Annotated in this window: 21 protein-coding genes; 8 read left to right on the forward strand and 13 right to left on the reverse strand. The window is 40.1% G+C overall.

Annotation, left to right across the window (positions count from 1 at the left end):
• Nucleotide 1 precedes the first annotated feature (1 nt).
• Nucleotides 2-1,774 (reverse strand): peptidoglycan-binding protein, encoded by a 1,773-nt coding sequence (locus tag CLI64_RS09415; protein WP_103136973.1) that lies wholly within the window; start codon nucleotides 1,772-1,774, stop codon nucleotides 2-4.
• A 323-nt stretch (nucleotides 1,775-2,097) separates the two neighbouring features.
• Between CLI64_RS09415 and CLI64_RS09420 the strand changes: the two genes are divergently transcribed.
• Entirely contained in the window at nucleotides 2,098-2,703 is a 606-nt protein-coding gene (locus CLI64_RS09420) for a hypothetical protein (protein ID WP_103136974.1), read from the forward strand.
• Nucleotides 2,704-2,742: 39 nt separating this feature from the next.
• Here CLI64_RS09420 and CLI64_RS09425 read toward each other — a convergent pair whose 3' ends face one another.
• The 5 genes from CLI64_RS09425 to CLI64_RS09445 form a co-directional block, all read right to left on the reverse strand.
• A complete protein-coding gene (locus CLI64_RS09425; protein WP_103136975.1) occupies nucleotides 2,743-3,258 on the reverse strand; it encodes a universal stress protein in 516 nt (171 codons plus the stop codon).
• Nucleotides 3,259-3,569: 311 nt separating this feature from the next.
• Nucleotides 3,570-4,460, reverse strand: coding sequence for an ABC transporter permease (locus CLI64_RS09430; RefSeq protein ID WP_103136976.1), 891 nt, complete (start codon nucleotides 4,458-4,460; stop codon nucleotides 3,570-3,572).
• 143 nt (nucleotides 4,461-4,603) lie between these two features.
• A complete protein-coding gene (locus CLI64_RS09435; RefSeq protein ID WP_103136977.1) occupies nucleotides 4,604-5,686 on the reverse strand; it encodes a spermidine/putrescine ABC transporter substrate-binding protein in 1,083 nt (360 codons plus the stop codon).
• 101 nt (nucleotides 5,687-5,787) lie between these two features.
• A complete protein-coding gene (locus tag CLI64_RS09440; RefSeq protein ID WP_103136978.1) occupies nucleotides 5,788-6,159 on the reverse strand; it encodes a four helix bundle protein in 372 nt (123 codons plus the stop codon).
• A 68-nt stretch (nucleotides 6,160-6,227) separates the two neighbouring features.
• Nucleotides 6,228-7,361 carry an ABC transporter ATP-binding protein gene (locus tag CLI64_RS09445; protein ID WP_103136979.1) on the reverse strand — a complete coding sequence of 378 codons (1,134 nt, stop codon included), beginning with the start codon at nucleotides 7,359-7,361 and terminating at the stop codon, nucleotides 6,228-6,230.
• A gap of 332 nt (nucleotides 7,362-7,693) precedes the next feature.
• Here CLI64_RS09445 and mrdA point away from each other — a divergent pair, with 332 nt between their 5' ends.
• Nucleotides 7,694-9,511 carry a penicillin-binding protein 2 gene (mrdA, locus tag CLI64_RS09450; protein WP_103136980.1) on the forward strand — a complete coding sequence of 606 codons (1,818 nt, stop codon included), beginning with the start codon at nucleotides 7,694-7,696 and terminating at the stop codon, nucleotides 9,509-9,511.
• Nucleotides 9,512-9,766: 255 nt separating this feature from the next.
• Here the strand turns inward: mrdA and CLI64_RS09455 are convergent, their stop codons facing one another.
• Complete coding sequence (locus tag CLI64_RS09455) at nucleotides 9,767-10,573, reverse strand: D-alanyl-D-alanine carboxypeptidase family protein (RefSeq protein WP_103136981.1); 807 nt, start codon at nucleotides 10,571-10,573, stop codon at nucleotides 9,767-9,769.
• 156 nt (nucleotides 10,574-10,729) lie between these two features.
• A complete protein-coding gene (locus CLI64_RS09460) occupies nucleotides 10,730-11,302 on the reverse strand; it encodes a DUF2808 domain-containing protein (protein WP_103136982.1) in 573 nt (190 codons plus the stop codon).
• Between the two features lie 209 nt (nucleotides 11,303-11,511).
• Between CLI64_RS09460 and CLI64_RS09465 the strand changes: the two genes are divergently transcribed.
• Complete coding sequence (locus CLI64_RS09465; RefSeq protein WP_103136983.1) at nucleotides 11,512-12,000, forward strand: DUF4149 domain-containing protein; 489 nt, start codon at nucleotides 11,512-11,514, stop codon at nucleotides 11,998-12,000.
• 75 nt (nucleotides 12,001-12,075) lie between these two features.
• Nucleotides 12,076-12,711, forward strand: a complete 636-nt coding sequence (locus tag CLI64_RS09470) for a hypothetical protein (RefSeq protein ID WP_103136984.1) — start codon at nucleotides 12,076-12,078, stop codon at nucleotides 12,709-12,711.
• A gap of 196 nt (nucleotides 12,712-12,907) precedes the next feature.
• Here CLI64_RS09470 and CLI64_RS09475 read toward each other — a convergent pair whose 3' ends face one another.
• The 4 genes from CLI64_RS09475 to CLI64_RS09490 form a co-directional block, all read right to left on the reverse strand.
• The gene (locus tag CLI64_RS09475) at nucleotides 12,908-13,747 is read right to left on the reverse strand and encodes a tetratricopeptide repeat protein (RefSeq protein WP_103136985.1); all 840 of its coding nucleotides are present in this window, start codon (nucleotides 13,745-13,747) and stop codon (nucleotides 12,908-12,910) included.
• A 470-nt stretch (nucleotides 13,748-14,217) separates the two neighbouring features.
• Complete coding sequence (locus CLI64_RS09480) at nucleotides 14,218-15,135, reverse strand: ribonuclease D (protein WP_103136986.1); 918 nt, start codon at nucleotides 15,133-15,135, stop codon at nucleotides 14,218-14,220.
• A 163-nt stretch (nucleotides 15,136-15,298) separates the two neighbouring features.
• Complete coding sequence (locus CLI64_RS09485) at nucleotides 15,299-16,000, reverse strand: serine/threonine protein kinase (protein WP_103136987.1); 702 nt, start codon at nucleotides 15,998-16,000, stop codon at nucleotides 15,299-15,301.
• Nucleotides 16,001-16,121: 121 nt separating this feature from the next.
• Nucleotides 16,122-16,664 (reverse strand): Uma2 family endonuclease, encoded by a 543-nt coding sequence (locus CLI64_RS09490; RefSeq protein ID WP_103136988.1) that lies wholly within the window; start codon nucleotides 16,662-16,664, stop codon nucleotides 16,122-16,124.
• A 288-nt stretch (nucleotides 16,665-16,952) separates the two neighbouring features.
• Here CLI64_RS09490 and CLI64_RS09495 point away from each other — a divergent pair, with 288 nt between their 5' ends.
• Genes CLI64_RS09495 through CLI64_RS09505 form a run of 3 tightly spaced genes read left to right on the forward strand, consistent with a single transcriptional unit; the run spans nucleotide 16,953 to nucleotide 18,121 of the window.
• Nucleotides 16,953-17,159: a hypothetical protein gene (locus tag CLI64_RS09495; protein WP_015139218.1), complete on the forward strand. Its 207-nt coding sequence runs from the start codon at nucleotides 16,953-16,955 to the stop codon at nucleotides 17,157-17,159.
• 3 nt (nucleotides 17,160-17,162) lie between these two features.
• The gene (locus tag CLI64_RS09500; RefSeq protein WP_103136989.1) at nucleotides 17,163-17,576 is read left to right on the forward strand and encodes an HNH endonuclease; all 414 of its coding nucleotides are present in this window, start codon (nucleotides 17,163-17,165) and stop codon (nucleotides 17,574-17,576) included.
• A gap of 44 nt (nucleotides 17,577-17,620) precedes the next feature.
• Complete coding sequence (locus CLI64_RS09505) at nucleotides 17,621-18,121, forward strand: methylated-DNA--[protein]-cysteine S-methyltransferase (RefSeq protein WP_103136990.1); 501 nt, start codon at nucleotides 17,621-17,623, stop codon at nucleotides 18,119-18,121.
• A 99-nt stretch (nucleotides 18,122-18,220) separates the two neighbouring features.
• Here the strand turns inward: CLI64_RS09505 and CLI64_RS09510 are convergent, their stop codons facing one another.
• Nucleotides 18,221-19,078, reverse strand: a complete 858-nt coding sequence (locus CLI64_RS09510; RefSeq protein WP_103136991.1) for a fatty acid desaturase — start codon at nucleotides 19,076-19,078, stop codon at nucleotides 18,221-18,223.
• A 234-nt stretch (nucleotides 19,079-19,312) separates the two neighbouring features.
• On the opposite strand from CLI64_RS09510, the gene CLI64_RS09515 reads away from it, so the two are divergent.
• Nucleotides 19,313-20,530, forward strand: a complete 1,218-nt coding sequence (locus CLI64_RS09515; RefSeq protein WP_103136992.1) for a TetR family transcriptional regulator — start codon at nucleotides 19,313-19,315, stop codon at nucleotides 20,528-20,530.
• Nucleotides 20,531-20,725 lie beyond the last annotated feature (195 nt).

Genomic DNA, 20,725 nt, shown 5'->3' on the forward strand with positions numbered 1-20,725 from the left:
TTTAGTCTTGAAAAATCATAATATTACCCGAATAACAAGCCACCCAAACCTCCCTTGTTTGTGGGTCGTAGGTAATCCCAATAGGACTTGATTCTACTTTTACTTTTTGCAAAACTTTCATATCACTAGTACGGACTTTACTCACTGAATTTTCTTTGTAGTTCACCACATACAGTATTTCCCCATCCTCATTTAAAACCATACTGCGTGGGGCTTGGCCTGTGATGACTTTATCTACTACTTTCCTTTGTTGTAAATTAATTTTGGCAATTTTTCCCTCACCATTTAAAGAAGCATAGAGATATTTACCTGTCGGATCTATATTTAAATGCCGTGGAGAATTACCCACATTTCTTAGCCATTTCACCGAAAAATTTCTGAGATTCACTTCAGCAATGTCACTAGAACCCATCACCGCAACATAAGCTGTTTCTGATGTTGAATTAATAGCTATTCCGCGAGGATATGCACCTAGTTTAATACGTTTAATTTCTTGATTTTGATTAGCATCAACTACACTTAAATCCCAAGAACACCAGTTACTCACTAAAATTAATTGTTCATCTGGGGAAGCAGCGACAAATTTCGGTACTGAACCAACTTGAATGACTTGTTCAATATTGAGGGTATCTGTATCAATGCGATATAAAAAGCTGTTGTCTGTTTTCTGAGAGGGAGAACATTTATCATTACCAGGGTTGTTGAAACCAGTACCATACATTTGATAGTTAGATACCCACGCATACTTACCATTGTGGGAAAAACTCGCTTCTACAGGTGCGCCTCTGTATTTACCTGGCTTTTTGGCGTAACCATATTTGGATAAATCTACTGTGTCGGGAATGACTTTCACCAATTTATAGTCACGATTATATACAGTGATGGAGTGGTTATACATCATGTTTTGGGCGAAAAATAGCCCATCACCGGAATAAACCACCGATTTTGGCGAAATTTTACTAGAGGAAATGGTTTTTACCAGCCGCATTTGCTGCTGTGGACGTTGGGAAACTTTCGCTGATGGCTGAATAATTCGGATTTGTGGTTTTGGTGTTGGTTGTGGAGAGTTATCTGTAATTTGAGATGCGGACGCAGGTGCTAGAAAAGGTGTAGTGTTGAATCCGGCTGTATTCGATTCTAGGGCTGATAGAGTTTGTTTACCTGCAAGACCATCGACAGTTAGTCCTTTGGCTTGCTGAAATTGGATTACGGCTGTTTGTGTAGCATCATCAAAGAAACCGGAGATGGGTGCATCGAAGTATCCAGCCGCTTGTAATTTGCGCTGTAGAGACATGACACGATAACTATTGTCCCCTTTTTTGAGCGATCGCTTCGATACGACTTTCGGTTGTTCCCCGTAGATTACACTAGTAGATTCACTCACCCCAGAACCATATCCTAAAGCCGCCAGAGTTTTAGACCCTACAACCCCATCTACTTTTAAACCATTAGCTTGCTGAAATTGGATCACAGCTGCTTCTGTAACAGCACCAAAGTAGCCTGTAGGGTTCTGTTGAAAGTATCCAGCCGCTTGCAATCTTTGCTGGAGAGATACGACTTGAGACCCTCTATCACCCCTTTTAATCCCCATCGCTGGATTTTGTGAACTCAAGGAGACCATTGCTAAACAAGCAGCTAAGACTAAAACTCCTCTGTGGTTCTTTATCCAAGCTAGTTCCTGAAAGTACAACTCAACATCAGTAAGCACTTCCTCTTCAGGATAAGCTGATGCTGCATAACTCTCGGCTAGGTGCAAATAAGCGAGTGATTCCATAGGTGTAACATCACTAAGACGAGTCTTAGTTATGGTAAAATTTGGAACTCATTTTATCATATGTACTGATAAAGTCGCCCTATTGTAAAAAATTGTGAAGATAGTTTTAGGAACTAGCAGCAAATAGGAATCAATTCATCTTCAAGAATCTGGATAAAACCAATTAATTCAGCCACACACAAGGGGCTAGATTTTAAACCTATCTTTTTCCGAAAATAAATTATGATAGGTCATAGATACCAGACTTTTTAGAAAAGTTGGGAGTCTGAACACCCGCAACCTATCAAAATCAATCGGGTGGAATACTGCCCATACATAGTTTTATGTCATACAGTGAGTTTAGCCTAGCTAAAGCCAAACAAGCTTTTAGTTTAACTACGTTAGAAAAACGCGATATTTTCTCTACTGTTGCCGAATTACCTGCCAGTAACTTGCTCACAGAAACACTTAATTATAACTTAGCGATCGCTTTAGCGAGTAATAGTGAAAAAGCCCGTTCAGAATTAATCATCGCACCAATTCTAGTCGATTTACGCCGCCAATTAAACGAGCAAATTAGTTTGTTCTCTGGAATTGATTTTACTGTTGACGATAGCAAAGGACTAAACGGAACTTGTGATTTTATTATTACTAAATCCCCAGAAATTTTGATAATGACAGCACCAGTTCTAATAGTTGTAGAAGCTAAAAAAGAGAACATCAATGCAGGTTTAGGTCAGTGTGCAGCAGAAATGGTAGCAGCCCAAATTTTTAATCAGCAAGCCGCAAGTGAAATTAAAGCTATTTACGGTGCGGTCACAACAGGTAGTATTTGGCAGTTTCTCAAACTAGAAGGACAAGTATTAACGATTGATTTGAGTGAATATTACTTAAAAGATGTGAATAAAATTCTCGGTATCTTAGCTAGTGGAATTTTTTCAGCAACTTAAGCAGCTAATCCCAATTAGGTATGAAGCTGCACGCAAAAATCAAACAGTTTTCTCAATCACTGTCCCAGAGTCAGATAATTTCCCCTGAATAACCATCACAGAACAAGGTGCATGATGAAGTACATAATTACTCACACTACCTAAGAAAAACTCACTTAATCCAGCACGACCACGACGACCAAGTACAATTAAATCAGCAGGCCAGCTGCGCGCTACTTCGCAAATTATCCGACCTGCATCACCCATATTTTGAGTGAACCCAGTTTTCACACCTGTATTGATAGCAGTATTGGTGAGCGATCGCAACCATTCTAATCTTTCTTGCTTGAGTTCTTCCCACTGTCGAATATATGTCTCTGCTGGTGCAGGTGGAACTGTGGGATAAATAGCATCAGGCTGCATAAATATCGGACTAATATAAGGTTCTTCTAAAGGAGATAAAATATGCAGCAACATCATTTCCGCATTAGTTGCTTTCGCTAAACATACAGCCTCATCAAAAACATTTTGACTAACTTCTGACTGATCTATGCCTACCAAAATTTTTTGATACATAGTAACAATTCTCCTATGTTACTAACAGAATTTTCGCATATTAATGATGATTTTCCAGGAACGATAATACTAGTATTGAGTTCGTAGTAAGGACTTTAGTCCTGATTTGTTCGCGGAGCGTCTCGTAAAGCCCACGGCATAGCTGCGCTTAGGGCGCAGCCTCTCGTAGAGAAGAGAGAACTAAAGTTCTCACTACAAACCTTTAGTTATTGACCCTCATCCCCCTTAATATCATAACGATAAAAAATATCCCCCTGCCCCCTGCCCCTCTGCCTACACAGTGATAGTATATTTTTTAAGTTGGCAGTCCCTTAATGCTTGGGTGTAGCTTCACCAAACTTAATCAAAAGAGCGATCGCAATACTCACCGCTAAAATTAAAGTCATACTCAAAGCTGAACCAAAACCCCAGTTTTGCGTAACTCCGAGAAACTGGTTGTAAACTAACCGCGCCGCCGTCATACTAGAAGCACCACCCAATAATTCAGGGTCAACAAAATCCCCTAAACCTGTAATAAATACCAGTAAAGAACCAGCTGCAATTCCTGGTAAGACTTGGGGAACAGTCACCTTCCAAAAAGCCTGTACAGGATTTGCACCCAAATCAGCTGCGGCTTCTAACAAACGCTTGTCTAATTTTTCTAAAGAAGCATATAAAATTAACACCATATAAGGTAACAAGCTGTAACTCATCCCAATTAATACAGCCGGTATTCTATTCAGTAATTGTAGAGTCGGTAAATCTAAACTAGCCAGTAAACTATTTAATAAACCACTGCGACGTAAAATAGTTACCCAAGCATAGGAACGCAGTAGAGAAGAAGTCCACAAAGGTAAGACAAAACCTAATAGTAATAAATTGCGCCATTTCTGAGGAGCAATTTGAGCAATCCAATAAGCAACAGGAAACCCCAAAATTAAACAAATGAAAGTCGTGCTAACTGCTAAACCCAGCGATCGCAAAATTACTTGTAAGTATAAAGGATCAAAAATCCGAATATAGTTAGCAAAACCTTGAGGATTGACTAAATCACCTGGTCTAATATCTGGTACTAAACTTAATTGAAAAATAATTAATGCAGGTAACACCAGCAAAAGCAGTAACCAAATACCAGCCGGCGCAAGTAAAGTTAGAGGTTGTAACCAATCAAATCGACGGCGATTGAATTCGATGTTATCTAGAGTACGAAGTTTGGTATGCACGGTTGGGGATTAACTAAATTCAAAATTCAAAATTCAAAATTCAAAATTGAAGAATGATTGGGGACTGGGGACAAGGAAGGAGAAGAACTAATGACTAATGACTAATGACTAATGACTAATGACTAATGACTAATGACTATTGACTAACTACTCGTCAACTTTGTCCAATATCGATCATAGACTTCCTCAAATTGTCCCAAGGGACTGATACGTTCACACTTGGCTAGCAAGTCATCTGGGGGGAAAAAGTTGGTGTTGTTTTTAATTTGTTCGGGTAACAGTTCAAATCCGGCGCGGTTGGGTGTAGCAATTTTCAATCTTTGCGTGATAGTCGCTGCTATTTCTGGTTGTAAAAGAAAGTTAATCCAAGCATAAGCACCATCTTGATTTGGTGCTGATTTCGGAATTACCATTGTGTCCGTCCATAGCGAAGAACCACTGCGGGGAATGACATATTTTAGTTTGGAATTCTCTTTACTGACCCTAATAGCATCAGCAGAATAACACATGGCTAAAATTAAATCCCCTGCTAACATCTGATTTTGCCAGGCATCAGTATCAAAAGCTGCGATCGCTGGTTTTAATTCTGTTAATTTTTGATAAGCTTGTTTGATTTCATTATCATTTTGTGAGTTATAAGAATAACCCAACATTTTTAATACTCCGCCCATAACTTCCCGCACATCATTTAATAATGTCATGCGTTTATTGAGTATGGCTTTATTTTGCCAGAGGTAATCCCAGTCTTCGGGGGCTTGTTTGAGAACTTCGGAGTTATATAATAATCCAGTTGTTCCCCAATTGAAGGGAATACTATAACGGTTTTTTGGGTCGTAAGTGGGGTTTTGAAATTGAGGAAATAAATGATCTAAACCAATCAGGCGATCGTGTTTTAATTCTACTAATAAATTTTTATCTACCATCTTTTGTACCATATAGTCTGAGGGATAAATCAGGCTATATGCACCACCCCCGCCCGCTTGCAGTTTTGCCAGCATTGATTCATTAGAATCATAAGGATCTACTAATACCTTCATCCCAGTTTGAGTACTAAAAGTTTGTAATAATTTCTGATCAGAATATTGTGTCCAAGTATATATATATAATTGGTCAGTGCGCCCAGAATTAGTATTAGCCCTGACATCTGCCAATCTCCAGCCACAACTAGCTAAAGATAAACTAGAAAGTGCGGTAAATCCCTGAATAAAATTGCGTCTTTTAGTCATTTGTTTTTAGTCATTAGTCATTAGTTATTAGTCATTAGCAAGTGGGATTTGTGAAAAACCGTCACAAAAATATCTGTATTTTTGTGACATCTGCCCGTAAGTTAGTCATCAGAGAAATTACCGATAGATTTGAGATATCCGTTGAGTTGAGGGGCTAGATCATTAATAATTAACTTTAATAATTTTACTTGCTCATCTGTTAATAAACTTCGTCTATATGCTCTTCTTAACCAGTGTTGTGTTTCATATAAAGAACCTCTTGCCATCCTGACAAATCTTCGATTATCTTGATAACTTCCTCGTCCTACACCTTCAGCAATATTCGCACCAATACTATCTGCGGAACGGATAATTTGTCTACCTATAGTATCTTTTGGTAAAGATTCCCATTTATCAACAATTTTCCAAATATTATCAGCTAATTTTTCTGCCAAATGATAAACCCTTAATTCTTGAAACCTACCAGTCGCCATTTTCTCAATTCACTACTAGCTAATGACTAATGACTAATGACTAATGACTAATGACTAATGACTAATGACTAATGACTAATTGCCAAACAATCATCTTCTGCCCACCAAGCGTAAATGGGGGTGTCACGGTCTGGTAAACTACCAAAAGTATTGGGTTGTAAAACGTTAATTTTAATGCCGTTAATTAATTCCACAACATAATTAACGTGAGTCCCTAAATACATAATGTTGACTAGCCTACCTTCAAAACAGTTATGGTCTAGAGTTGGTTGATATAAGGAAAGTTGAATTTTTTCTGGGCGCACGCTCACAACTACAGTGTTCAATAAATCTGTGGGTGTGTCTTCAGTGCGATTCACGACAACTGTCAGTCCAGTTTTGGTGACGACGGTGACAGTTGATGCTTCGATGGCAGTAATTTCACCGCTAAATAAATTTGTGTCGCCAATAAAATCTGCTACAAAGGATGTTTTGGGACGTTCGTAAATTTCGCTGGGTGTACCGATTTGCTCGATTTTACCTTGATTCATCACGGCGATGCGATCGCTCAATGATAACGCCTCTTCCTGGTCGTGCGTCACCATAATAAATGTTAAACCCAGGTCTTTGTGTAAATTCGATAACTCAAACTGCATTTCTTTCCGCAGTTTTAAATCTAACGCCCCTAACGGTTCATCTAGTAGAACCACAGCCGGACGATTGACTAAAGCCCTGGCTAATGCTACTCTTTGCTGTTGACCACCAGAAAGTTGATTGGGAAAGCGCGATCGCAAACTTTCCATTTTCACTAGTTTTAATGCTTCGTTGACGCGGCTCTCAATTTCGGCTTTACGCAGCTTCTCTTTTTTCAGGCGTAAACCAAAAGCAATGTTATTCCACACATTTAAATGATTAAACAACGCATAGCTTTGAAACACCGTATTCACGGGACGACGATAAGGCGGGACATCAGTCATTATTTGACCTTGAATCAATAACTTACCCGCATCCACCCGTTCAAACCCAGCAATCATACGCAGTGTAGTGGTTTTACCACAACCAGAAGGCCCTAAAATACTAAAAAACTCTCCCTGTCTAATATCCAAATCGATTCCATGTACTGCTGGTTCTTGGTTGTAAAACTTGAACACACTACGTAGTTCAACGTCAAGGGGCTGAAAAGCCACAATTCCTTTCTGGTGCTGGGTCACAGTTTGAGCCATAGTTTTGAGTAGAATGCCGCAATTCTCAGTAATTTTGTCAATTAATGTAGTCTATTAAGCAGAAAAAACATTACACTTTGGTTTATTGTATCCGCCGAAAACCACTGTGCCAAAAACAATGTTCCCAATTGTTACACACTCAACATTAAGTAGCGGTTTTGGGGAACTCTAAATCAAGGATACCCATCCCTATTGCTGGAGTGAGTGTCATACAAAAGTTATTTTCAGTTTTCACTCCCAACAATGAGCATTAGCTTAACTCTTAGTTGGTAAACTGAGGAAATAACGATATTCCTCTTCCCAATCAATTAGTTCATCTATATACATTTCCTATGGCTATATTCCAACCAACTCCCCTGGGAGGTAAAAAAAATACGCGCACAGTTGGACGGAATTACCAATCTATAGTTTTGATTATCTTCACTTTATTAATGACGACCGGGATTGGTGTACGTTTAGCATACTTGCAAATTGTCGAAGGCGCATCCCACCGCAAACGAGCCGAATCTAATCGCATTCGCATGATCCCCAAGCAGCCAGAAAGAGGTAATATTTTTGACCGTAATGGCAAGCTGCTAGCTAGTACACGCTATCCCCGTTCAATTTATTTGTGGCCAATGGCACATACTAAACCCTCATGGGCTGTAGTCGGGCCACGGCTGTCTAAAATTTTAGAGATTCCCCAAGATGAAATTGAAAAGAAACTCCAAGACGCAGGCGCAAACTCATCTTCATTAATTCGGATTGCGCGGGATCTCAATGAAGCCCAAATCACAGCTATTAAAGAGTATGAAAACGAACTGCAAAATGTGGAAATCCACACAGAAGCAGTGCGCTATTATCCCCACGGTCGAGAATTAGCCCATGTCTTGGGTTATACAAGAGAATTAACGGCTGAACAACTCCAAGAAAAGAAAAAAGACGGCTACCGTCTAGGAGATGTCATTGGCCAAATGGGTGTCGAGAAAGCCTATGAATCCGTACTCAGAGGTGAATGGGGCGGTCAGCAGGTAGAAGTTGACGGGGCTGGGCGACCATTACGGGTATTGGGAGAAAAACAAGCTAAACCGGGTAATGATATCCGCCTGACAATAGATTTAGATATGCAATTGGTCGCTGAGAAGGCCTTGGGAACTCGTAATGGCACAATTGTGGCACTTGATCCCAAAAATGGGGCTGTCTTAGCAATGGTGTCTCATCCCACCTTTGATCCTAATATTTTCTCCAAACAAAAACTGACCCAAAAAGACTGGGAATTTGTCCAAGGGGAAGAACACCCTCTATTAAATCGCGCCCTACGTGCTTTTCCTCCCGCCAGTACATTTAAGATTGTGACTACAACCGCAGGGTTAGAGTCAGGGAAATTTTCTCCCAGTACAGTGCTGCAAACCTATGGTTCTTTAACTGTTGGTGGAACAACATTTGGTGAGTGGAATCATGCAGGTTTTGGCCCCTTGGGCTTCGTGGGAGCAATGCAGTGGAGTAGTGATACTTTCTTTTATCAAATTGGTAAGGGAGTCGGCGGCCCCACCTTAATCAAATGGACTCGTAAATACGGTTTTGGTCAGAAAACAGGCTTTGAATTTGTTTCAGAAGAATCAAAAGGTTTAGTCCCGGATGAGGAATGGAAGCAGAAAACGTGGAAAATGCCTTGGACTGTAGGTGACAGCATTAATATGTCAATTGGTCAAGGTGCTTTATTAACTACACCTTTGCAAGTGGCTGTAATGTTTGCTGTCCCAGCTAATGGGGGTTATCGCGTCCAACCACATTTACTAAAAGATAATGAAGAAGCCAAAAGTTGGCGAGAAGATGTCCACATGAAGCCATCCACCATCAAAATCTTGCGTGATGGACTGCGTAAAGTAATCACGGATGGTACAGGAAAAGCTTTAAATAAACCAACTATTGCCCCAGTCGCTGGGAAAAGTGGCACAGCCGAAGCATGGAAGCGGGGTATTAAGCAAAATCATGCTTGGTTTGGTGCTTATGCTCCTGCTGACAAGCCGGAAATATTAATTGTCGCCTTTGCTGAACATTCCGGCGGTGGTGGTGGTAGCGTTGCTGCGCCAATGATTTTACAAGTCATGGAAGACTATTTCCAACGCAAGTATCCAGGTAAGTATCAAAAGCCTGTGATTAGTCAATAGTCAATAGTCAATAGTCATTAGTCAATAGTCATTAGTCATTAGTCAATAGTCATTAGTCATTAGTCAATAGTCAATAGTCATTAGTCAATAGTCATTAGTCAATAGTCATTAGTCATTAGTTACTATTTTCCGTGATCCGTCTTGTCTGGAAATTACCGCTTGTGAATGGCGCGCGGACTTATAGCGTTTTCTAGACTAATGACAGTACAAAATTATCTGCGTCCATTTGCGTCCATCTGCGTTTAATTCTGACGTTTATGGAGATGTTTTTGCTGGTTTGATATTTCTGGCTTTATAGAATGTCTCTAAGCTATCGCGATCGCCTACAAAACGCCAGTGCCAAGGTTCATAACTCACCCCTTGGGGGTTGTTTTGGGGAAATGACATCTCAAAGCCATAACGGGCAGCATTGGCTTGCAACCATTGAAAAGCTCTGGTATTTTCAAAAGTAGCTAGCAAATTCGTGGCTGGTGCTGCGCCATCTCCAATATCAACTGCATAACCAGTGTGGTGTTCACTGTGACCTGGAGGCGCGCTGAGTGCGGCTCTTTGTGCTGGGGTTTGATTGCGTTGCGCGCCAACGGTAAAAAATAACTGTTCTTGTTCTTTGACGGAACGAAAACCGGAAATCGGGACTAAAATCACACCGGAACTGCGCGCTGCTTGTACCATCGCTTGATATCTAGCCGCAGCGTTTCTTCTCATTCTAATTCTGCCATCGGCGGAGATGGGGACTAATTCTGATTCAGGTGCTTCTGGGTATGCTAAATGTCCCAATACGCTATCAACATTATTTGGGGAATTAGTCGCAGTGGGTGTAGGAAGGGAATTAGTTGGTGATGGTTGAGATTCTGCGGTTTTCCTTGGTGTGTTGAGTGCGAATAAAAAACCGCTAACAATAGCCAGCAGGAAAAATAGTGTTACTCCTCCTAGCAGTAGCACCCAGGGTTGCAACTTTGACTGAGGCGCGACATCAGGAGTATCGCGTAAAGCTGCTGGAATGTCGTCACTGGGTTCGCCTAATGAGTTTTTGGGTTTTCCAGAATATCCAGCTTTATTCAAAGGTCAACTCCTGTGGTGGTTTACGAAACATAATAGATTTTAAACTAGTTTGGCAGTTGGGATTGGGGACTGGGTGTGGTTTTTCTTCTCTTAATTTACTTTGGGACGTAAGTAACACAATACAGTTTCCCAGTTAAGTTTTAAACCATACTTCTGTTACCAGCCATAGGGAAAAGGAAAATAATTGCTTCTATGGTTGTAAAAGTGTAATCTGCCAAACCCTAAAAATTGACTGTGGGTTTTCTCGCCTTGGGGGAAAGCTGTGACACCAAATAAGTAAACACCAGCAGAGGTGGGATTTTGCCAGGGTTTTAAGCCGATGGTAACGGTCTTTCCTGGGGACACTGGAGGATCAAAGGTTAGGGAGACTGTTCTGGTTTTGAGATCGCTAGTAACATCTTTTAAGCCAATTTTCTCACCTCTTTGTGAGCGTGTACCCTCAAAGGCAATGGTACTGTCTAAATCAAAACGAATATTATCCACTCCCTCACGCTGATTAATCGTTATTTTCTGTAAGGGTTCACTGGCATTTTCCGGTACGCTGACGGTGAAATAATAAGTCGCACCCCAAACATAAACTTCATTATAGGTAGTTGCAGCTTCTACTAGACGGGGCGGTTGCACAAAATAGACTGTCCCGTCTTGCAACTGCACAGCTTGAGTTTGACTATATCCTGCGATAAATACTGTAGTGGCGATCGCTGTACCAAGTAAAACTGCCAGGCGCATGACTTTATCGATATAACCAACTAAATTAAGATTATACCCGCATCATTTGTTAAAAACTCTCGTCAAAAATTAATATTTGTTATCAATACATTGCAAGTATAACCATATGTTAATGAAAGCTTTTAGAGTTTGTTAAAGTTAATTGATATGTGTTGTCAGAGTCAGCATAAAAGTTAGAAACTAAAGATACAACACAGGCAATTATTCTTATGAATACTATTTCTACCATTGAATTCAGACGGTCAAGTTGGCAAACTGCTGTCTTGTTTGCTCTTGGCTTTTGGCTAAGTGCTAGCCTAGTGTTAGATTGGGTAGTTATGCCTAGTCTTTACTTCTCAGGCATGATGAACCAAGATAGTTTTACGACAGTAGGCTACATGATTTTTTGGATGTTTAATCGCCTAGAATTATTATTTGCGGCTGTCGTTTTAACTGGTGTTTTAGCCTGGAGAAAAACTCACTATCAGTGGCATACTAACTGCTTGTTTTTAGCAGTAACACTGTTAGCGATCGCACTTTTTAATACCTATCTCTTAACGCCGCAAATGTGCGCTGTTGGGGTTCATCTCAACTTATTTGACACAGTAGCCACCATTCCCACAGAAATGAATCTACTCCACGGTAGTTATTTCTTCCTAGAGGTAATTAAGTTAGTAGCCGGTGGTACACTGCTGATGCGTTGCTGGCAGAACTCTTGAAAAGGCAAAAGGTAAAAGGTAAAAGGTAAAAGAAAAGTTTTGGTTTTTTCAAAGTGTTCTAACTGGTAATTATTTATGAAAACTAATCGATTTGTGCAGATACTGGTAGTATTATGTGTAATATCGATTGGTTTTCTGGTTTTTTGGCAAATTAATTCATGGCAAGTTAAAGATGCCAAGCGTGTGAAGATTTGCGCTAAGACTAAATCTCTAACAGCGATCGCCACTGATAAATATGAGGCGAATGGGGTAAAATATCGTGGCGGGACGTTATTTAGAAAACTCTCTTTACAACCAGATAGAACCATTCCTGTAGTTATCTTCCCGCAATCACTCTCCCCTCAAGTTTGGTTAAAATTTCCTCAAGCATCGATTTATTATTTAGGCCGTGGTGGTGATAAAAGTTGGCAAGAATGGCTTTCTGCTGACCACTTTTATTTAGTAGAAATTCCCCCACAGGCGAAGGGTTTAGCTTTTAGTAGACTGTGTTACCGTAATGGTGATGTTGGTGTTCACACTATCCAAAAGTTAGAAAAACTATCTCCTCAAAAAATAGTCATCAATAATAATATTGAGATTTCTTTAAATCAGCCATTACCGGAAATTAATTCATCTCATATTATCGTGAATGCGGGAAGCGATCGTCGAGATTTTTTAGGTGGAAAAACTGAGGTATATTTCACCACTACAGAAATTATCATCCCCAATTAAGGGAACTTCCAGAACAAGGTAAATCATTAAAGGTTTGTAGTGAGAACTTTAGTTCTCTCTATGAGATGCTCCATGAACAGAGAAGGACTAAAGTCCTTACTACGAACTGAATCAAGTTCAAAAACGAGGCTAATAATTATAACTAAGTTTTATATTTTTTCTTCCCAATCCCCAGTCCCCAATCCCCAATCCCCAATCACTTTAACTCATTAATATTATTCATCACTTGCTGATATAAATCATTATTATTTTGTCTTTGAAAGATGGCGGCGGCTTTTTGCAAGTCTTCTAGGGCTGCTTGTTTGTCGCCTTGGGAAGCACGGGCATTTCCTCGGTTGTTATAGGCGGGGCCGAAGTTAGGATTGATGCGAATAGCTTGATTGTAATCGCTGATTGCCCCCTGGGTGTCACCTTGGGCAGCACGGGCATTACCTCGGTTATTGTAAGCAATGGCGTATCTGGGATTGAGGCGAATGGCTTGGTTAAAGTCTTGTATTGAGCCGTTTTTATCTCCCTGTACAGAAAGCGCGTTGCCTCGATTGTTATAGGCTTCGGCATAATTAGGTGAGAGGCGAATGGCTTCGTTGTAGTCGGAGATTGCACCAGCTTGATCACCTAGAGAGGCGCGGGCGTTTCCTCGACTGTTGAAGGCTTCGGCATCGTTGGGAGAAAGGCGGATGGCTTCATTGTAATCTGCGATCGCTTTTTGTTTGTCGCCTAAGTCAAAATACGTTAACCCTCTACCTCGATAGGCTGCACCATATTCCGAATCTAGGCTTAGAGCTTTATTATAGGCGGCGATCGCAGCTTGTAAATTACCTTGGGCGTGTTGCTTTTGTCCTTCTAGATAAGCTAGTCCAGCTTGAGAGTTTTTTGCAGAGCGACGGCTAGGAGTATTCACCCCTATTTCTGTCACCAAAACATCTTTGTTGTTACTACAAGAAACTATGGTAATTGCACTCAGTGCAGTCAATACACCCATAGTCAATATTTTAGTTAACTTCACCTGCCTTTGCTCCAATAACCGCAGTTTCATAAGTTGCTCTCAATCGTCATTACAACTGGATAAGTACAAAAAGGCAAAAGGCAAAAGGCAAAAGTAAAAATGTTGTTTACGCTTTTCACCTGTTTTAAATAGCTGCTTTACTTAGGGATTTCCAAAAATTAAATTATTCAATGAGTTAAGAGCAAAGATGTTGATCATAATTTTTCTTTCCCCTCTGCTACCCTTTGTGATTAGAGAGTTTCTTAGTGGAAAGTCCCTTATACTGCCTTGTACTAGAGTCAAATTCGGTGTTGAAGATTCACCAAACATCAACCCTAATTATTTTGAGATGTACCTAGCCAATAGACGCGCTTACCTCCTTCCCTCTAGGTTTAATTAACAGTAGTCTGTTTGCACAATCGGGAATTTTATCAAATAAATTTCGTTGTAATTTATTATACTTTTCTGGGCATATATTTAATTGTTTAGCTGATTGATGTACCAAAAAATGAAGATTATACCTATGATTCTTCATTTTCACCATCTTTTTTAGGAGTCAAACGTGCAGATTGACTAACTTCGATATCCACAGATAACTGTTCCAGATTTTCCCCTAAATCTTTTTGCATCTTTTGAGTTAAAGTAACCGGAAAATCTAAACTAATATTTTGATTTTGTACTAGTCTAGACAGTTCTGTAAACTGTACCTTTACTACTTTGCGTTCATAACTAGTTAGTTTGTACAAGTCGGTTTCTGCTACATTTTGAGCCTGCATAGCTTTTTTCATTCGCTCTTGTAGATGCTCATATTCAGAGTTTAACAATTTCCACTGTTCAGAGATTTGAGTATATTTTCTCGTCAAAACTGTTAAATCTTCTGATGTTGGTTCTGGATTGCTGATTAACTGCAATTTTAACAAACGTTGATGGATTTGAGCAAGGTAAATACAGTCTAGGTAAGCATATTCTATTTGTTCCTCGCTGAGAGGTCTGATTCCCCAATCGCTACTTTGTGCCTGTTTATCAACATAGTTAAAATTACATAATTCCGTGGCTAAAGTTTGCAATTTATAATTAGGTAATGGTAAAAGATAGTAAGGAATTGTTTTAGCTAATTCTAAAGTACAGGTGATATTTTTAGCCTGCTTACTGCCTAGAAATTTCAGGTCATAACTAGCGTTATGAAACACCTTTTCAATAGCCGGATTTAACATCACCCTAGCTATAAAATCAGCGACTATATCAGGTTGATTTAAAACATCTAAAAGGTAAACGCGATCGCCACTCATATCGTCAGGATCATCTAACACTTGAATCAGCGATAATTTAGGATGACGACTTTTATATTCTGCTACTTCTGTATCTATCCACAGAGTCGTAGCTTGGGTATATTCAGTCACTAGAGAATGAATTGCACTGGCATCACTCAAGTATGGCATTAGTTAACATTTCCTTAAATTTGGGTCATAGTTTCCCAAATTAGCATTTGATTTGCACATTATTAACCAACTTGTTGATGATCTATAAAGTGAGGGATGAGGGTTTGGCGACAGTCATGATTTTTTGTCACTACAAACTTTGTGCTTCGAGTTTAACAAAGTTTTAACTGCGAGTAGTCATAGAAGTAGAGGCACTGGGAGGAACCGATTTTTGCGTTTTTTCTTTGAAGTTAGTAAAGCAGCGATAGGTTTTACGTACAAAATTCAATAGAAAGTAAGGAATCTTCAGCCGGAGTGGTGACAGAATAGGACGATACACCAAGTAATAGGCTCGCTTGAGATTATCCCATTTAGAACATTGCTCTTCATGCAGAAAATCAGAAATATCTACTACTAAACCTCTACCTTCGTACATCATCACATTCCGTCCGTGGACATCGTGGGGATAAAGTCCACGCTGACGGGCATAATCTAAGGCTTGATCAATATCTTCAATTACCTGTTTAGGAATACGTAAACCGCGCTGGATACAGTCATATAAAGTCACACCATATAGGCGTTTGAGGACTAAACAGCCATCTTGAGCATATAGACATTCGGAAAAGGCTGAATGAGAACCAAGACGACGATAGACTTCTACTTCTTCTGCAAATCCTGGTCTTCCTGGGGCATAAATTTTCACCACTACATCTTGGTATTCTGGATGATTAACTACAGCCGCATAGTTACCTCTACCAATCAGTTGCCAAGGATGGGGGAGATAGCGAATTTCCACAGGATCGTGAGGATTCACACTTTCGACTTGAAACTCTGGTAGTAAATCTTGATGAATAATTTCAATCAGTCGATGTATATGCTCATTCATACTGGTAGCGGCTGTGACCAAGTAAATGAAGTTGTTGGCATTAACCAGTATATTTCATATCCTTACCAAAGGAGATTTACGTTTATTTAAGGATAACAATACATCTCTAGATGTCCCTAATTTATCCCAAAAGCCTTGCGACTGATACCTGAATATCAGAAAATGCCAATGGTATAATATTTCCCTCTGCAATAGTTTTTACTGAAGTGTAATGACCATTTTGAGGTTCTCGAAACACGATTATTTGCTTGGTAGACAAATTTAAAACCCAATACTCAGGTATATTCGCATGGGCATAAATGGCAGCTTTGAGTTCTAAATCTTTTTTTAAACTCGTCTTAGCAACTTCAATCACCCAAAAGATATCTTGCGGCTGAGGATGACGTTCATTGTAGGTAGATTCAGGCGATCGCACAATAGCAATGTCTGGTTCCGGTTCAGAGTCAGATAGGGTGATTGGCCCGTTAAAGCGGACATCAGCTAAACCAATCAATAATTCCTCTAGATATTTTGCCCCTCGCCTGGCACTGTTGTAATGGATTGGTGTTTCCGGACTCATTTCCACAATTTCCCCTGCTAACAATTCTACGCGGCGATCGCACAAAATCCCTGCGGCAATCATCCGGTGATAGTCATCCACAGACCATTTAGCTAGTGTCTTCATAGCAGAATTCAACTCTATTGGCAGGCCTGACCTAATTTTATCTTTACTCAGTGGAGCTATATTGATGACTTCAGTTGCTTACTAGCACATCATGTTAATACTAGAATACTTTCTTGCTCTACATTGCCAAAAATACTAATTGTGGTGTAATCAAGTTCTACTTTGGGTGGTTCACCTTTATGCCATTGCAATGTTTTGTATCGCACTAACAAGTGATAAAAGACTTGATATAAACTAACTGTATCAAGAATACTAATTATCTCTTACTCTTTCGTAATACCTTTGTTTATGCCTGAAGTAATTGAAATACCTGTAGAACTTACCCATTTTCAACTACCAAATGCAGTTCAAGAACGTCTGCAATTTTTGCTAGATAGACAGGATGCAGGTGAGGAATTGACCCAGGCAGAGCGTCAAGAAGCAGAAGGATTGGTTGAGTTAGCTGAGTTTTTGTCTCTGCTGCGTTTACGCTCTCACCGTGTTACAAAAAAATAATCAATGTCCAAAATTTCAAATTCTTTACGTAGCTTAGTTATTCAAAGAGCAGACAATCGCTGTGAGTATTGTGGGTTATCCCAAATAGGGCAAGAAGCAACATTTCATATTGATCATGTAATTCCTGTGGTGGCGAATGGTAAAACAGCAGCAGATAATTTGGCACTTGCTTGCGTTTCATGTTCGCTTTACAAGGCTGCTAGACAAATAGTGGAAGACCCAGAAACAGGTGAAAAAGTAAATATCTTTAATCCTCGTCAACAAGTGTGGAAAGAACATTTTTGTTGGGATGGTGTGAGAGTTGTGGGATTAACAGCCACAGGAAGAGCTACTATTCATGCGCTCCGTATGAATCGCTCTTTAATATTAGCAATACGAGCAGAACAAGAAATTTTAGGTCGTCATCCACCGCCTTAATAATCGTTACTCGTAGTTTATCTTTTTACAATCAAGCTAATACTGTGAAATTACTCATTGACAAAATTAATTCAGAAATCGGGACAATTTTAATTGTCTCTGATGGTAAAAAACTTTGCGCTCTTGATTTTGCTGATTATGAGCCAAGAATGTTGAAACTGCTTCAGAAGCGTTATGGTCAATTTTCGTTCCAGAATGTGAAAAATCCCCAGGGATTTAGTGATCAAGTTGCAGCTTATTTTAAAGGCGATCGCACCAGCTGCAAAAATCTGCCTGTAGATACTGGTGGAACTCCATTTCAACAGCAAGTGTGGCTTGCACTGCGAACTATTCCTTGGGGAACTACCATTTCTTACGGTGAACTAGCCGCCAAAATCAACAAGCCGACGGCTTATCGTGCTGTCGGCTTGGCTAATTCACTCAATCCAATTGCGATCGTCCTTCCCTGTCATCGCGTCATTGGTGCAAACAATCAACTCACAGGATACGCAGGGGGATTAGAACGCAAGTGTTGGTTGCTTAATCATGAGAAAGTTGTCAATTAGGGACTTCCAGAAAATAAATTATTCAATTTCCGAGAGAGAATATTTTGATTTTTCCCCCTGCTCACCACAGCGATTGTATATTTTTTAGTTGGAAGTCCCTTATCCTTGAGTCGTGGTTGGTGATGGGGGTAATATAACTTTTTTCGCTAAACCTAGAGTTTGTAAAAGCTTAATACTCCACCAAGTAACATCAATTTCCCACCACTGAAAACCAGCTTTGGCGACATGGGGATAGGTATGATGGTTGTTGTGCCAGCCTTCACCGTAGGTAACAATAGAAACCCACCAGAGATTACGCGCATTATCATCAGCATCAAAGGTGCGATAACCCCACATATGGGTTGCAGAATTGACAAACCAAGTACAATGCCAAAGTAATACGGCTCTGACAAACATTCCGTAGATGACAAAAGACCACCCACCCAAGGCGTAAAGCAACAACCCTAGAGGAATTTGCAACAGTAGAAAATAACGGTCTAACCAACGATAAAAAGGTTGTCTGGCTAAATCAGGCGCGCTTTTTTGATACTTTTCATCTTCAAAAAATTCTTCACGAGGGTAGAAAATCCACAGCATATGACTCCACCAAAAGCCACGTTTGGCAGAGTAAGGATCTAATTGTATGTCTTCTGTGTGGGCGTGATGTTGGCGGTGTCCTCCCACCCAAAAAATCGGCCCCCCTTGTAAAGCTAATGCACCGATGAAAGCGATCGCATATTCTAACCACTTGGGTACTTGAAAACTCTTATGGCTAAGTAAGCGATGATATCCGAGACAGATCCCAATACTGCCAAACAACCAGTGCAGAAATAACAGCAAACCCAAAGCCGACCAAGAGAAAAACCAAGGTGCTAATAAAGCTAAGGCATGAATAATGCCAAAAAATGCCACATTTATCCACCTGAGACGTAATGGTGTTTCTCCTTCAGTGGCGATCGCAAGATGTTTTGCAGTCATAAAAATTCCTGTCGATGGTTCATGTGAAGATTTGCTCTGGCAATTGAGATGACGGGGGAAAATGGTGATACGGTGGCTACTTTTGGGTACGAAAACTTATAAATGAATGATTTTTCTCCCCTGCCCCCTGCTCCCCTGCCCCCTGCTTTTTTACAGTAGACTAGAGCAAGTATCACTTACATTTGCCATGCTAACAGTTATGTTTTGTTTGTGCAAGTGCCACTTACATTTTTTATGACATCTCAACCTGTTTCTACCCGACAACGTTTAATTCAAGCAGCCTTGGAGTTATTTACGGCTCAAGGAGTTAGTGCTACTACTACCCGCCAAATAGCAGAAAAGGCAGCAGTGAACGAAGTGACACTATTTCGGAATTTTGGGCATAAACATGGATTATTGTTAGCTGTATTAGAGGAATCGGCATCTTTTAAGAATTTAGGCGAATCCCTAGTGAGACGGGCTACGCCTCCAGGTGATGTTTACCAATCCTTAAAAGATTATGCAAGTGACACTTTACAAGCATTGGAAAGAATACCAGAGTTAGTGCGGTCTGTGGTCGGAGAAGCTGATCAATTTCCGGCGGAAAATCGCCGTGCTTTGGGACGAGGATTAACCGAGGCTAATCGTTATGTCGCCCAATACTTAGCTACTGTGATTCAACATGGAGATTTACACACCTATCTACCAGCAGAAAAATTGGCTAGTTTTCTCAATGGGATGATTTTGGGATACGCAGTGATTGAATTCACCAGTGAATTTCATGAACTATGGGAAAGTCGGGATGATTTTCTGGAAAATTTAGTAGAGTTATTTTTGCATGGTGCGATGTCATCAAACGCCAATAGCTTACTAACAACTGGGAAGACTGAAGAAATAGCCGATTTACCGGCGGTTTTAGTTCACACAATTTTGCAACAGGCTAAAAAGTCAGGCTTGCAAGATTATGCGATCGCTTACTTATTATTTGCAGCTGGCTTATCATCCACAGAAATCGTCAATTTGCAGCGCAACCATCAAATTTATGATGCTAATGGTCACTTTTTGCAAATTACCACCCCTGGGTATGTAAGACAAGTACCTGTAAATCAATGGATTTTAGGTAAACGCTACGGTTCTTACACTGACAATCCTGTGACTAAATATTTGAAAACTCGTAAAGACAGCCAAACAGCAATGTTTCTGAATACAGCAGGTACAGCTATTACTGAATCTGACGTGTGGAAACATTGGGAAACATGGACTCAAACTTTGTTAACACCCCAAGGAAAACCACCAACCATCACCCAAGCACAACACACTTGGCGCGTAGAAATGCTCATGCGGGGAATGAGTTTAGAAAATTTGAGTATTTTGACAGGTTGCGATCAAACTCAATTACAATCCTACGCTCATCGAGCCAGAGAAAAAGCTGCTTTAGAACAAGCCACTAAATTAGATCAGAAGCCTGGTTGAAAGTAGGGATGAGTGCTGAGTAATGAGTGCTGAGTAAGAAGTAATGAGTAATAAGTAGTGAGTGGTGAGTATAACCTCCTAGTTCAAACTAAGAGATTGAAACAAGGACACATTTTTGTCAAAGTCCTGCGCGTCTCATAGCCGCAATGCGTCTCTTAGAGTCAAAAAATATAAATATTTTTATTTCTTGGACTT

It is taken from the genome of Nostoc sp. CENA543, from assembly GCF_002896875.1.
Lineage (GTDB): Bacteria > Cyanobacteriota > Cyanobacteriia > Cyanobacteriales > Nostocaceae > Trichormus.

Coding starts and splice junctions, on each gene's coding strand:
- CLI64_RS09510 (WP_103136991.1), bottom strand. CDS start 19,078: ATGACTGCAAAACATCTTGCGATCGCCACTGAAGGAGAAACACCATTA.
- CLI64_RS09460 (WP_103136982.1), bottom strand. CDS start 11,302: ATGCGCCTGGCAGTTTTACTTGGTACAGCGATCGCCACTACAGTATTT.
- CLI64_RS09475 (WP_103136985.1), bottom strand. CDS start 13,747: ATGAAACTGCGGTTATTGGAGCAAAGGCAGGTGAAGTTAACTAAAATA.
- CLI64_RS09415 (WP_103136973.1), bottom strand. CDS start 1,774: ATGGAATCACTCGCTTATTTGCACCTAGCCGAGAGTTATGCAGCATCA.
- CLI64_RS09420 (WP_103136974.1), top strand. CDS start 2,098: ATGTCATACAGTGAGTTTAGCCTAGCTAAAGCCAAACAAGCTTTTAGT.
- CLI64_RS09485 (WP_103136987.1), bottom strand. CDS start 16,000: ATGAATGAGCATATACATCGACTGATTGAAATTATTCATCAAGATTTA.
- CLI64_RS09500 (WP_103136989.1), top strand. CDS start 17,163: ATGTCCAAAATTTCAAATTCTTTACGTAGCTTAGTTATTCAAAGAGCA.
- CLI64_RS09435 (WP_103136977.1), bottom strand. CDS start 5,686: ATGACTAAAAGACGCAATTTTATTCAGGGATTTACCGCACTTTCTAGT.
- CLI64_RS09465 (WP_103136983.1), top strand. CDS start 11,512: ATGAATACTATTTCTACCATTGAATTCAGACGGTCAAGTTGGCAAACT.
- CLI64_RS09440 (WP_103136978.1), bottom strand. CDS start 6,159: ATGGCGACTGGTAGGTTTCAAGAATTAAGGGTTTATCATTTGGCAGAA.
- CLI64_RS09445 (WP_103136979.1), bottom strand. CDS start 7,361: ATGGCTCAAACTGTGACCCAGCACCAGAAAGGAATTGTGGCTTTTCAG.
- CLI64_RS09425 (WP_103136975.1), bottom strand. CDS start 3,258: ATGTATCAAAAAATTTTGGTAGGCATAGATCAGTCAGAAGTTAGTCAA.
- CLI64_RS09490 (WP_103136988.1), bottom strand. CDS start 16,664: ATGAAGACACTAGCTAAATGGTCTGTGGATGACTATCACCGGATGATT.
- CLI64_RS09480 (WP_103136986.1), bottom strand. CDS start 15,135: ATGCCATACTTGAGTGATGCCAGTGCAATTCATTCTCTAGTGACTGAA.
- mrdA (WP_103136980.1), top strand. CDS start 7,694: ATGGCTATATTCCAACCAACTCCCCTGGGAGGTAAAAAAAATACGCGC.
- CLI64_RS09515 (WP_103136992.1), top strand. CDS start 19,313: ATGACATCTCAACCTGTTTCTACCCGACAACGTTTAATTCAAGCAGCC.
- CLI64_RS09470 (WP_103136984.1), top strand. CDS start 12,076: ATGAAAACTAATCGATTTGTGCAGATACTGGTAGTATTATGTGTAATA.
- CLI64_RS09495 (WP_015139218.1), top strand. CDS start 16,953: ATGCCTGAAGTAATTGAAATACCTGTAGAACTTACCCATTTTCAACTA.